Here is a 12,666-nt window from a genome sequence, read left to right as displayed (position 1 = left end):
GCGCTGACAGTAGGCGCAGGTTTCAGCGGTGCTTCTCTGGGAGAAACCTGTACCCCTATGGCCGCCACAGCCAATGTGAGCGCTGCCGTCTGCGGGGTTTCGACCATGAATCACTGTAAAAAGGCGGCAGAGCTTGCCCTTCCGCCTGCCGCCTTTGCGTCCGGACTCTACTTTCTGTTGGGACAGAAATTTGCGGATCGCAGCCTATCGGAAACATCCATTGCTGATTTGTGCAATGAGCTAACCGGTCGTTTTCACATTTATACGGCATCTTTTCTTCCCATGCTGGTTCTGCTGCTCTTGATAGTCTGCAAGGTTCCCGCGCGTTTTCCATGCTGATCTCAGTGCTTACCGCCTGCACGGTAATTGTACTGGTGCAGGGCGTGGAGCTTCAGAGTATCGCCTCGGTGTTCTGGAACAGTGCCTCTATAGCAGGAGACGGTGAATTTCTCCAGGCGCTTCTCAGCCATGGCGAAGTCAGGAGCATGGCCAATACGGTCTGTACCACGATTTTTATCTTCGGAATAATCGGCGCGTTCAACACGGCAGGGATAATCGAGGCGCTGATTGCCCCAGTCACTAAGCGGGCAAGTTCTCCAGCCCGCCTGACCGCCGCGGCACAGATGGTCGCTGTGGTGGGCAATATGCTGGGGACGAACACCTTTTCCATTCTAATGGCGGGTTCATTTATGGCCAATGCCAGGGCTGGATCGGTACAATCTGTCCCGTGACATTACCACCACATCCACGGTATTGTGCCCGCTCATTCCCTGGAATGTCTCCGGGCTTTATATTGCCGATCTGTTGGGAGTCAGCAGTTTACAGGCGGCACCATTGGCGTTCTGTGCGTTTTTGACGCCTGCCCTCTCCTATGTTTTTATCCATGGAATCCAGACAACAAAAAAGAAATGATTAAAAGGAGTATATCACATGTATTTCAACGAATGGATTACCGGAGTACAGCACGTCGCAGTTCCCACCAATGATCTGGAGAAAACCATCGAGTTTTACCACAGCCTGGGGTTTACGACAGCCCTGGAAACCTACAATGAGGCCGCCAAACACAGAGCTGTTTTCCTTCAGCTTGGTAACCTGATTATCGAAAGCTATGAAAATGGTTGCGCTGCGGGACACCCTGGTGCCATCGACCATATTGCGTTGAACACGACGGATATTGAGGCTACATATGCCTCGGCTAAGAAACTGAATCTCCACATGCTCAATGAAGGCATCCGTTTCCTGCCATTTTGGGAAAACGGGATTCGCTTTTTCACGATTGAGGGACCCAACGCGGAAAAAATTGAGTTTTGCCAAAAACTGTAATGCATCCTGCCATGCGGAAGGATTGCTGCCTATGGTGTGAGGAATCCATGCCGTGCCTCCGCCTCTGCATTTTGGATATTGAACCCAACGTAGAACAACGCCGCGATAGACACCAATACTAGTACACCAGTGCCTTCACTCCGATACCCCCTTTAACTATGTGTCAACTAATCATATCAAGGGTTCCTGTATATCTGTTGGTTTCCTGCTCTACATTTTTGATTGCAACACACATCGGAAACTACCTGTATAAGTCGTGCTGTAATAAAATCCGTCAACCTCCTAATTGCCCCTACCAATTCACTTTTGTGGAACTGCGTATCATTTACCCATAGGAATCACCTAAAATATTATTATAAAGGGGCAAAGTCTTCCAATCTCTAAATGGAGAAGGACGGCTGACCAGAATCCTGGCCAACCGTCCTTCTTTTTATAAGCCTTAATATTCAAAAATAAATCTAAATCTTTCCACCGTGAATACCCACCACCGCTTGATCCTATTCAGACACCGCAGGCGGAAATTGTAGGTTTCATCTCCGAGGTTTTATCTTTGATTTGCGTCGCAGGTCTTGCGCGGCCCACCGGGTGCTTGGAACAGTTCCACTAGACTGCCATCGTCCTCACATCCAGTGACTCCAGGATCAGACGAGTCCCCAGACGGAAGCCCAGGATGAAATTTTCCAGAGCCAGAGTGCTTCCAATCTCGTTCTCCGCGTTGATGAGCCGCAGCAGCAGACTGTGGGCCTCGCCCTCCGGCAGTTTGGTGAGCTTCTCCTCACATTCCTGCGGCTGCTCCATCGCTTTCATCAGGGAAGTACCAGAACGGATCTGGCGGTCGCATGGCGTGGTGTTCCCATAGTACCAGTTCTTCCAGTATTTCTCGCATGGTGTTCCACCTCCTTGTCAACAACACACCATACCCCAGAAACGAAAAACAGCCACAGGGACCACGTTTTGTTATCAGAACATTCACAATTTTAGACAGTGCTCAAATCGGCTCAAAAACGGGCCCAAATCCCCGAGGTGACCTCCGTGGGTGCACCTCCGATCCCCTTGAGTTCAGCGGGCTTGCATCCCCCTGTCTTTATCCAGCACTAAAATCGACCGGCTACTATGCCTGCACATTTTGCTTCAGGAGAGTTAGACGCTTGGGGCACACAACTCGCACACCGTGCCCTGCATCTTGAGTGAGGCGTGTGCCCTGTGCCCTACACGCACCGGCATTGCCGCACACAACTCATCGCAAGGCTCACAGCGGCGTGGTCAAGTGCTCTGGTCTTTATCAGCCTTCTTTGACTTTCAAACAATTCTGTGACCAGAAGGAACCCCCAAACCTGCGGACGAAATACAGGGAAGGACAAAAGGCGCTGCAAGTCAAGCTGGGATAACTTGTACGGTAACTTTATCATTGACGCGTCATCGCAGCAGAAAGAGGGAGGAACAGCTGTGCTGTTCCGCCCTCCACTTTATGCAGGGGTGATGTTCAGTTTACATCTCACGAAAAAATCACTTCGCATCCCGATACATGAAGGTGACAATCTGACTGCGGGTGCAGGGGGCTGCGGGGCTGAAGTTATTGCCGCCGGTGCCGGAGGTGATGTCCTCGGACACAGCCCACGCCACAGCGTTGGCGTAGTAGACGTCAGAAGCCACATCGCCGAAGTTGCTGCCGGAGACGGCGGGAGAGCCATTGGCCCGCCACAGGAAGGTGACGGTCTGGCCGCGGGTCAGCATTGCATTGGGGCTGAACGTGGTGGCCGTCGTGCCGGTAGTGATGCCCTCCGAAACTGCCCAGCGGATCGCCTCAGCATAGTAAGCATCAGCGGGCACATCCGTAAAGGACATGGCGTAATTCACCACGGGAGAGCCGTTGGCCCGCCACAGGAACGTCACCATCTGGGCACGGGTGCAGGAGAGGTCCGGGCTGAAGGTATTGGTCCCGGTGCCGGTGGTAATACCCTCCTTGACAGCCCATGCCACCGCGTCAGCATAGTAGGCGTCGGCGGGCACATCCGCAAAGGCGGGGACTTCCGGCTCGGCGACGATCTGCTTGAAGCCGGCCTCCACCGTGACCTTGGAGCCAGGCATGGTAAAGGTGAACTTGCCGTTGCCCTTGTCCTTAATCTTAATGGTATCGCCGCTCTTGTCGGTGACGGTCAGCTCGTCCAGTTCATAGCCCTTGTCAGGCTTCACAGTGATGGTGACGGTGTCGCCCTTGTCGGCCCGCTTGGCGCTGACGGTCACGGTGCCGTGCTTATCAGCATCCACGCTGATGGTATAATCGCCGCCGGAGCTGCCGCTGCTGCTGGGTTTCTTCACCGCTGTCAGCGTAATGACCGCCTCGGCCTGATCATATTCCACAGTTTCGGCCTTGACTGCTTTGATCTGGAACTCACCTGTGTCTGTTACCGTCACAGTGCCGTCTGCATCCACTGTTACGGGACCGCTGACTGCTGACCATGTGACTGCGCCATCACCAGAGCCGCCGGAGGTTTGCAGCGCAAAGCTGCTTCCCTTGTAGATCTTGCCAGGTGCGCCGGTGATGGAAAGAAGCGCCTGCTCTGCCCTACCCACGGTAAGTGCATTGGTTTCGGCTGTTTTTCCGCCGTAGCTGATCGTAATGGCCTTGCCATGATGTTCTGCAACCGTCAACACCGTTCCCTGAGCAGGGGCGACGGTCAGCTTGCCGCTTTCCCCTGTGAGTGTCTCACTTGTATTGTCGTTGTAGTCCACCTTTACCGACAGGCCGCTCAGATCCAGCGTCTGTCCGCTGGTGTAGGACAGGTTATCAGGCTGATCGATAATCTCGATCCCGTTCACAGACTTTTTAGGAGTTGTAATCGCTACACCCTGGCTGATAGTTTCCGCATAGCTTCCGCTGGCTGCCGCCTTTGCAAAGAAGTAGTAGGTGGTATCAGCGGTCAAACCAGAGAACACACGCTCCGTCTGCCATCTGCCAGGGACACTATTCGTGTTGTTGTATCCGTAAGTAACCGTTGTACCAGTATTGCCGGGTTCTACCACAGCCTTGTCCAGGGTGATCTGGGTGGGGCTGTCCGCCTGCCCGGTAAGGGTGATCTTGTAAGGGGCGGGGTTTACCTTCGCTGTAAGGTTTTGTTTTACCTCGTTGTAGTTGCCGCTGTTGTCCTTGGTGTAAGTAGCAGAGAACTCCTTCTCTCCCACATCGCCAACAGAAGTATTGGGAGAGTCCCAAGCCCATCCGGCGGGCAGTTTCACATTCGCCAGCGTCTGGCCGTAGGTGGCGGTCAGGCCAGTCGGCGTGGTCGGTGTAGGCGTTGCCTTTTCGATGGTAAAGGTTGCCGTTTTTGTGCCGGTATAGTTGCCTGTACCGGTGACGGTCACGGTCGCCGTGCCCGCATTGGTGTTATCCGTATAGGCAAGCGTATAATCGGTGTCCTTAGTAAGCGGTGTATTGTTCCACGTTACGCTTACCGCGGGGGTAATAGGAGAACCAGTATAAACATGATTGCCGCTCACCGTCACAACAGCATCGTTCAAATTTCCCGTTACCGTAAGCTGGGCGCTGACGATTTTCGATCCCAGTACCATGCTGCCGCCAAAATCAGCGGTGATGGTGTTTTCTCCGATTTTGAAGCCTTTCTCTTCAGACAAGGTGATCGTCAGTTCGGCCGTATTGTTGATGACGTCCGCAGTTCCCAATTTCGTACCGGAATCCTGCGTTCCAAGGTAAAAGTCCACCTTGCCTTGATCCGCACGGGCGTTGGCAGCTGGGGCTTGAGAGATTTGAGCGGTCAAGGTGACCTCGGAGCCGTAAGCCGCACTGGACGGGCTGATGGAAACCGCAGAATCTTTTGGATCGGGTACAGTTATATCGCCTTCTACCGTTCCAGAGCCGCCTAAGCTTCCATTACTTTCCACTTTGCTGTTGCTATTGCCGCTGATGGTGCCGTTGTTGGTCAGAGTTGCGCCGGACTCAACGGTCAGGGTCGAGTCAGTAAGTTCCAGTTTCTTCCCACGGGAAATGGTCAGTGAGCTGCCCTGCGGGATGGTCAGTTTTTTACCAGCCGGAATTTTTGCATCCGTTTTCAGCGTCGGGCTTCCGTAAACTTTTCCATCGGCATCGCCGTCAAAAATCACACCGCTCCAGGCGTCCTGGTTCGTTTCATCTGTGATACCTGTGCCATTTGCCACAACAAAGGCATCTCCATCTATCCCGGTTTTAAAGCTGCCGCGAATGGCAGATCCATTTTCTTCTCCGGCCTTGGGAGAGGCGTACACGGTGCCGCCGCTGATCAAGATCCAACCTGCTTCACCGATAGGTCTATCGTTTTCTGGGGCATCCTGGCAGCTGATGCCCGGGTTCCCAGACCCGCCGGTGGCCGTTACCGTACCGCCGCTAATGGTGATCTCGCCGCCGGTGGCGCCGAGTCCGCCGTGACCAATGCCAGATGCGCCGTCTGCGCCGTTGGCCGTGACTGTGCCGCCGCTGATGGTGATCTTGCCGCCAGGAGTCTTCGCCCCGCCGCCGATGCCCGTGCCTTGATAGCCGCCGGTGGCGGTTACTGTACCTCCAGTGATGGTGATGCTTCCATCGTTAGAGCATTCCATTCCATCACCGATACCTGCGCCTTGCGAGCCACCAGTTGCATTCACGGTGCCGCCGTTGATCTGAATTTGAATCCTGCCTCCCATGGTTCCGCTGCCAATGCCCGCCGCCTGATTACCGCCAGTTGCGGTCACTTCGCCGCCATTGATGGTAACACTGCCGCCGTTTCCCTGCATCCCGCCGCCGATTCCGGCTGCATTGTTTCCGCCGGTTGCGGTGACCGTACCGCCGTTAATGACGATTTTGCCGCCTGATACAGGCCCACCGCCGATGCCGCTAGAGGCATCACCACCGGTTGCGGTCACATCGCCGCCGTTGATGGTAACACTGCCGCAATAATTAACTTCCCAAATCTGGACATTGGTGCTGCCGCCGATAGCGGCGTGGTAAATGTTTGACTCTGCTGGCGCTGTCGCTGTCAGCTCACCATTCCCTTCCGATTGACCATAGATAGTCAGGCTGTTGGGATGTGCGACCTGGATGCCGCCATCGATCGTCAGCTCACAGCCGTCAGCGAGGATCAGGCGGACGTCTCCAGAGACAGTGACACGGCTGTGAATGGTGATGCTGTCCTGTGCTACATACCAGCCATTGTCCCACGCCGTGTCGTTATCCGTCACCGGAGTGGCGCTGGGGACACTCTGAGGCGCTCCATCTTCATCCAAATAGGGCACCTCTGCGCCTGCGGCATTTTCTGCCGTGGCTTGCGCCAGAGACTCCACAGGCAGGATCTCCGTGAGGGGGATCTCCTGCGGTACCGGAGTGGGTTCCTCTGCCGAAGGTGTGTCCGGCTCGTCAGGCGTCTCCTGCGGGCTCTGGGGCTCCGCAGGCAGAATCTCCGTGAGCGGGGTTTCCTCCACCGGCGGGGCGGTATCCTCCTGGGCTGCGGCCGAGATCCCTGTGGGCAGCGCAGCGGTCAACAAAGCCGCCAGCGCAGCCGCAGTCAGCCGGGTCCAAAGTTGTTTTCTCATTGCATTTCCTCCTGAGTCCTTATTGTCCCGTGGATATCCACGGGACAGGGGGGCATGCCCCCCTGTCTTGATCGTTTCCTGACAGAATGCTGTGCAAAATACATCATCGTTTATTATACATGGCCGCCCCGATGGGATAAAGTGCAGTTCACGCTGAAAACCTGCATTTCACGAAGCGGCAGCGTGGCGGGGCCTTGTGCTGGACGGTATTTCTTGTTATGATAAAACAAATGAACCGCCACGTGAAAGGATGTGTGCCCCTTGCAGATCGCCCTGTGCGACGATGAAGAACGGCAGCTCGATTTGCTGGAGGGCTTTCTTCGGGCATACGAAGCCGAACACGGCATGGACCTCACGCTCACCCGCTTCTCCAGCGGCGAGGCGCTTCTGGCCGCGCCTGAGGAATTTTCCATCGTCTTTATGGATATTTATCTGGACGGACTTCTGGGAACGGAGGCCATCCGGCGGCTGGGCGGGGAAGCCCAGGTGGTCTTCATCACCACCAGCCGGGAGCACGCCATCGAGGCCTTCGGCTTGGGGGCCGTCCACTATCTGCTGAAACCCATCGAACAGGCTGCGGTGTGGGAGGCCATGGACCGCTGCCTCTCCCGCCTGGGCACCAACGCCGGGCCGGTCCTGCATATCCAGACCAGCTACGGCAGCGTCCCCGTCTCCGCCGCCCAGATCACCTATATCGAGGTCTTCGACAAGCTGTGCATCGTCCACACGGCCAAGCAGCAGTTCCAGACCTATACTGCGCTGAACACCCTCTTTGAGCAGCTGGACGGCAACCAATTCCTCCGGCCCCAGCGCAGCTTTGTGGTGAACATGGAATTTATCGGGTCCTTTCTGTCCAGCAAACTGATTTTGAAGGACGGGACGGAGATCTCTCTGTCCCGGAACAACCGGGCCGAACTGAAGGCCCAATACCAGCGGTTTTTATTCGACCTGACAAGGAGGGGGGAGCATTGATCTTTCTGCGCCTGTCTGCGGGTTTCCTGCTGCAAGTGATCCCGTTCGCCGTTCTGACCCTCTACCCCTACTGCGAGCAGCTTCGCTTCTCCAAAAAGCGATCTGTTCTCCTGACGCTGTGGCTGATTCTTGGGCTTTCCGCCCTCTTTGCGGGCTGCGGCTGCTACTTGCGGTTCCTGCTTCCCCCGGATCACACGCTGTTTCAGGCGGTCAACGTGGTCTTTCTCCTGTGTATCCTCCCCTGCCTGGGCTGGTATCTGTATCTGGTACCGGGGATCTGGCAAAAGAAGCTGTTCGTCTTTTCCTTCGCCCTCACCGGTGGGCTGATCATCACCTCCATCAACAATACCATCTGCACCCTGTTCGTCTCGCCTGTGCTCTATGATGGATTGCCCTATCACGGGCGGGAACTGGTCATTTTGGCCGTCCTGACCGGACTGCTGCTGCCCTTGTTCTGGTTTGTGCTGGCGAGATACTACCGCCCGGTGGAGGCGGGGCTGACGCCCAAGGAATGTACCTATCTGGCAGGACTGCCCCTGTTTCTCTTTCTTCTGCTGGCGGCGGGACTGTCCTTCATTGAGTACGAATTTCTCTACAACCCCATGTCCCTGTTCCTGTTTTTCGCCCTGTTTGTCCTGGTGCTGGTGATCTACCTCATTTTCTTCAAGATGATGTACTTGTCCTATGAAAAGCTCCAGTCCCAGCACGACGCAGACCAGGCCCGCCATCTCCTGTCCATTCAGGAGGAGCAGTACCGCCACATCTGCGCCAGCATCGAGAGCAGCCGCCGGATGAATCATGACCTCCGGCACCACATGATCACCTTACAGGGCTTTTTGCAGGGCGGACGTGTTCAGGACGCCTGCGACTATCTGGAGCAGTACCTGGATTCCGCGCGGCAGGTCGAGCTTGTGGAACTGTGCCGCAACCCGGTGGTCAACATGGTGGTGGGGCATTATCGGTCCTTGGCTCTCCACAAGGATATTCAGTTTCAGCCCCGCATCCAGGTTCCGGATCAGCTCTCTGTTTCCGACATCGACCTATCCGTGATCCTGGGCAACCTGCTGGAGAACGCCATTGACGCCGCAGACTGCGGAGAAGGAGACGAGCGGTTCATCCAGTTCCACATGCTTTGCTCCGGCCAAATGCTGGCCATCACCGTGGACAATGGCTTTCACGATGAGATCAAGAAAGTGGACGGGCGATATGTCTCCAGCAAGCCCAACCACAGCGGCCTGGGCCTGCGCAACATCGAAATGATCGCGGAGAAGTACGAGGGCGGCGTGGAGTTCACCCATGATCCCCACGTGTTCCACTCGTCGGTCATGCTGGTGCTTTGATAGAGCATCTCCGTGGGTTTTAGGGTTGACAAGGTTATCCAGCTTCCACAGTATTTCAATATAAAACCCGGCATGGGAACGGAAGGTTCCGTCTCCGTGCCGGGTTTTTGCTGTAACCGCCGTGTGATAGAGCTCCTGCGCTTTCTCCCGCAGCCTGAGCCACTCCTCTGCTGTGATGTTACCACGGGAGCGGTCCTTGTCGAGCCGCTGGAAACAGTGGTAGAGTGCCTGCGACAGGGGACTGTCCTCCGCATCCTCCTTAACACCTGGAGCCGGTATTGCTAAGCACTTAAAGACACAGAGAGGGAAATGGGTAAGGGCAGAGAGAGTCAAAGGCCCTTGCCCATTCAACGCATTTCCTGCGTGACCGTAATATTTCTAAAGGCCGGAATCTCTGGCACTTGACCACATAACAAGCCACAGATACGCTTGGAACACTCGAAGCACCGCGGGCAAAGAGGCCTAAAGAGTAATTGAAACTGAGTGAAAATAGCCAAAAGCAAGCAGAAACGCCTGAGAAAAGTTTTTTGGTCGGGTTAGCAAGGATGAGGTTCCCAATTCAAATCTGGGTAGCAGCTCGAAAATCCTGTTTAAATTGCTTGGTTCTGTCCGGATTTCTCTTGTTTTCGCAACTTTTTAAGTAAGTTAATTTCTGCGGCCTTTCGTTGACCCACACCGTGACCCATACGCCGAAATGCGCTGAGAGGAACAGAGAGTGCCAGACAAGAATCATTGCGATTCGTGTTGAGAATCAAACAGCAACGATTTACCGAGACACAGAAACAGCTCTGCCCGTGCTGTTCTACGATATCAGCGACGGAATCTTCGGTGCCCATTTCTACAACGCTGTCTCTGGTTCAGGATCCATGATCACACTTACTTTCTTTTGAACTGATGCCCTATATTTATGAACGCACCTTTTTAAAACGACAAAAACCTTGGGAGCGGCAATGGATCAGGGTTTCCTTGCCGGTCCCCACTTCTGTAAGAATACGGCTTGCCGCGCAAGGCCAGATCTCTTATCCGTTTTTTTCAGACTCATATTCCTTCTGTATGCCTTTATTTTTGTGGTATCAATAAAACAACTGACGTATACTTAAGCCAACTGTCTTGTCGGCACAAAAATTAGGAAAGTCATAATCACCCGGCTAAGCTGGTGGCTTGAGTTGGCCCTATAAGGGCCTATTACCGGCATGCGTCTCAAGACGCACTGAATTTTATTTCACTCGCATCACTTGCTCCGCAACCCGTAAACGGGCAACCGCTGTTCTAATGGTGGTCTTTCATCCCTGATAACTTGCTGTTAGTAGCTCGTTTCATACTAAAGCTTTTTTGCGGGGCACCTCTACCGGCAGAGCCGGTGGTTTCCCTACTCAGTAAAAAGAGTCGGCAGCTCTGATAGTTCCCATAGATACATTTTCTGAACCGAGTGAATTGTCAGGCACAGAGGTGGACGGCGGAAGCCGTCCGCCTCTGTGTTTTCATGCCAGCAACTGCATAATTTCTTCTTTCTCTGCAATTTCTTTTGCCATGTACGGTGCGCGGTCACCCTCCCACATGGGCGTATCCAGCGCACCGATGTCCCGGTACACGATCCGGACGCTCTGGCCGGCGGAGCGGGAGTATTTCTTCGTCTGCTCCCCGATTTCGATGCGCTGGATGAACAGCCGCAACAGTTCCGGAGTCAGTTCATCGATCTCGGTGTACCGCCTGGCCTTTTCAATGAAGGCATCCACATTGGCCATGGAGGACTTGAGCCTTTCCAGGCGTTCCTTTTTCTCCGGGATCGTAGCAGCCAACTCCTTCTGCTCGTTGGTCACCCGACCCAGCACATTGTCCTCATAGAGCCGCTTGAACAGGGTGCTCAGTTCTCTATTCCTGCGGTGCATGGCGTTCAGCTCCCTCTGCACGCGGTTGATCTCCCGCCGCAGTTCCATCGTGTTCTTCCGGTTGATGTACTCCGCAAACTGCCGCTCCTTCATCCGGGCGAAATGGGGCACCCTGCGCAGATCGTCCAACACAATGGCTTTCAGGTCCGTCTCACGGATTTGGTGCGGTGTGCAGGCGTCCTTTCCCCGCTTGCCGTAGGTGAAGCACCGGAAGTAATACTGATCCTCCCGCATCTTCTCCGTCCGGCAGAGTACCAGGTACTTTCTGCAGTCGGAGCAGTAGGCCAGACCGGAGAATAGGTTTGGTTCCTCCATGTGCTTGGGCGGTCGAGGCTTGTGCCGGCGCACCTCCTGAACGATCGCCCAGAGTTCCTGCGATACCAGCGGCGCATGGGTGTTCTTCACCAGGATCTGTTCGCTCTCCGGCCTGCGGATCTGCTTCTTGTTTTTGTAGGAGAGCGTCGTGTGTTTCATGCTGAGCGTGTGTCCGAGATAGAAGATATTCTCCAGGATATTTGCCACCGTTTTGCCGTACCAGTTATATGGGCGGGGCGTGTCCAGGTGGTTGCAGGCTTTCCCCATGGCCTGGTAGTACTGGTTGGTCGGGTTCAGGATCTGCTCCCCGGTTAGAATCCTAGCGATCTGGTTGGGCCCTTTCCCGGCAGCGCATAGCTCGAAGATCGGGCATACCACAGGGGCAGTCGCCTCGTCCGGTATAATCTCTTTGGATTGTGCGTCCTTTTTCCGGTAGCCATAGGGCGGTTTGGAACCAAGCCGCTTCCCGCGCTCCGCCTGTATTTTTTTGATGGAGCGTACCTTTTTTCTGGTGTCCTTGGCGTGGAGCTCGTTGGCCCAGTTGCGGATAGGGTTAAAGTCGTTGCTGCTCTCCACCAGGGAGTCCACGCTGTCATTGACCGCGATAAACCGGACGCCCTTCTCAGGGAAGTAGAGCTCCGTCAGCTGGCCCACCTGCAGGTACTCCCACCCCAGGCGGCTGAGCTCCTTGACGATCAGGGTCTCCATCTCGCCGTTCTCGATCGTCTCCACGATCTTCTTCCACGCGGGCCAGTCAAAGTTGGTCCCGGAGTAACCGTCGTCAGCCAGGAACAGGGTGTTGTCAAATCCATTTTCATCTGCATATCGCTGGAGAAAGAGCTTTTGGTTATGGATGGAGTTGGATTCACCCTGCCGCTCGTCTTCCTGACTGAGCTGTCCGTATAAGATATTGTATTTTTGGCTTTCCATATTCTGTAACCTCTTTTTCCAGGGGCAAGCCGGTATGGGGTACGGACAGTAACCGGCTCCCCCAAGTCCACTAAAACATCAGGTGCTGTGGCTCTGCTTGGAAAGCTCCGCGTCGATCATGGAGAGCAGTTTGTCCGTGGGCGTCGCTATGGCCTCAGAGGGAAACACAGAGGTCACAAGGAACACTTTTCCCCGGATGAGCATCTTTCGCTGGCTCTCCAGGTGGTCCTCCTGTTATTGATAATTGGTGTCTCGGAATGTGGTTAGGACCTCGCCACCACGCTGCTCCAGCAGTACGACCATCTCAGGGTGATAACTGCCCAGAACGCCGGTGTCCC

Annotated in this window: 9 protein-coding genes and 1 pseudogene; 6 read left to right on the top strand and 4 right to left on the bottom strand. The window is 54.9% G+C overall.

From position 1 onward, the window contains the following. Positions 1 to 57 precede the first annotated feature (57 nt). From L9O85_RS02325 to L9O85_RS02315, 4 genes are read left to right on the top strand one after another with little or no spacing between them, the layout of a single operon-like run. Entirely contained in the window at positions 58 to 339 is a 282-nt protein-coding gene (locus L9O85_RS02325; RefSeq protein WP_301579420.1) for a hypothetical protein, read from the top strand. Next, positions 333 to 731, top strand: a complete 399-nt coding sequence (locus L9O85_RS02320; protein WP_301579419.1) for a Na+/H+ antiporter NhaC family protein — start codon at positions 333 to 335, stop codon at positions 729 to 731. Before L9O85_RS02325 ends, L9O85_RS02320 begins: the two co-directional genes overlap by 7 nt. After that, positions 697 to 912, top strand: a complete 216-nt coding sequence (locus L9O85_RS15155; protein WP_430688777.1) for a Na+/H+ antiporter NhaC family protein — start codon at positions 697 to 699, stop codon at positions 910 to 912. The genes L9O85_RS02320 and L9O85_RS15155 overlap by 35 nt, the downstream gene beginning before the upstream one ends. A gap of 18 nt (positions 913 to 930) precedes the next feature. Further along, positions 931 to 1,323: a VOC family protein gene (locus L9O85_RS02315; RefSeq protein ID WP_301579418.1), complete on the top strand. Its 393-nt coding sequence runs from the start codon at positions 931 to 933 to the stop codon at positions 1,321 to 1,323. 603 nt (positions 1,324 to 1,926) lie between these two features. On the opposite strand, the gene L9O85_RS02310 is transcribed toward L9O85_RS02315, so the two are convergent. Both L9O85_RS02310 and L9O85_RS02305 read right to left on the bottom strand, forming a co-directional pair. Next, the gene (locus L9O85_RS02310; RefSeq protein ID WP_346015906.1) at positions 1,927 to 2,133 is read right to left on the bottom strand and encodes a DUF6809 family protein; all 207 of its coding nucleotides are present in this window, start codon (positions 2,131 to 2,133) and stop codon (positions 1,927 to 1,929) included. Between the two features lie 696 nt (positions 2,134 to 2,829). After that, the gene (locus L9O85_RS02305; protein ID WP_301579416.1) at positions 2,830 to 6,882 is read right to left on the bottom strand and encodes an S-layer homology domain-containing protein; all 4,053 of its coding nucleotides are present in this window, start codon (positions 6,880 to 6,882) and stop codon (positions 2,830 to 2,832) included. Between the two features lie 261 nt (positions 6,883 to 7,143). Here L9O85_RS02305 and L9O85_RS02300 point away from each other — a divergent pair, with 261 nt between their 5' ends. Both L9O85_RS02300 and L9O85_RS02295 read left to right on the top strand, forming a co-directional pair. Beyond that, complete coding sequence (locus L9O85_RS02300; RefSeq protein WP_301579414.1) at positions 7,144 to 7,854, top strand: LytR/AlgR family response regulator transcription factor; 711 nt, start codon at positions 7,144 to 7,146, stop codon at positions 7,852 to 7,854. Next, the gene (locus tag L9O85_RS02295; RefSeq protein ID WP_301579412.1) at positions 7,851 to 9,194 is read left to right on the top strand and encodes a sensor histidine kinase; all 1,344 of its coding nucleotides are present in this window, start codon (positions 7,851 to 7,853) and stop codon (positions 9,192 to 9,194) included. Before L9O85_RS02300 ends, L9O85_RS02295 begins: the two co-directional genes overlap by 4 nt. Before the next feature lie 162 nt (positions 9,195 to 9,356). On the opposite strand, the pseudogene L9O85_RS15150 reads toward L9O85_RS02295, so the two are convergent. Then, positions 9,357 to 9,527, bottom strand: a pseudogene (locus tag L9O85_RS15150) (hypothetical protein); the annotation flags it as partial. A 1,148-nt stretch (positions 9,528 to 10,675) separates the two neighbouring features. Then, positions 10,676 to 12,328 carry a recombinase family protein gene (locus L9O85_RS02290; protein ID WP_301579410.1) on the bottom strand — a complete coding sequence of 551 codons (1,653 nt, stop codon included), beginning with the start codon at positions 12,326 to 12,328 and terminating at the stop codon, positions 10,676 to 10,678. Positions 12,329 to 12,666: the final 338 nt, after the last annotated feature.

Source organism: Lawsonibacter asaccharolyticus, from assembly GCF_022453915.1.
Lineage (GTDB): Bacteria > Bacillota > Clostridia > Oscillospirales > Oscillospiraceae > Lawsonibacter > Lawsonibacter asaccharolyticus.
Note: the sequence above shows the minus strand (reverse complement) of the source record. Positions and strands in the feature narration are given on the sequence as shown.

Bases quoted from the DNA above. Each gene is read 5' to 3' on its own strand.
- L9O85_RS02325 (WP_301579420.1), top strand. From the start codon at position 58: ATGGCCGCCACAGCCAATGTGAGCGCTGCCGTCTGCGGGGTTTCGACC.
- L9O85_RS02320 (WP_301579419.1), top strand. From the start codon at position 333: ATGCTGATCTCAGTGCTTACCGCCTGCACGGTAATTGTACTGGTGCAG.
- L9O85_RS15155 (WP_430688777.1), top strand. From the start codon at position 697: ATGCCAGGGCTGGATCGGTACAATCTGTCCCGTGACATTACCACCACA.
- L9O85_RS02315 (WP_301579418.1), top strand. From the start codon at position 931: ATGTATTTCAACGAATGGATTACCGGAGTACAGCACGTCGCAGTTCCC.
- L9O85_RS02305 (WP_301579416.1), bottom strand. From the start codon at position 6,882: ATGAGAAAACAACTTTGGACCCGGCTGACTGCGGCTGCGCTGGCGGCT.
- L9O85_RS02290 (WP_301579410.1), bottom strand. From the start codon at position 12,328: ATGGAAAGCCAAAAATACAATATCTTATACGGACAGCTCAGTCAGGAA.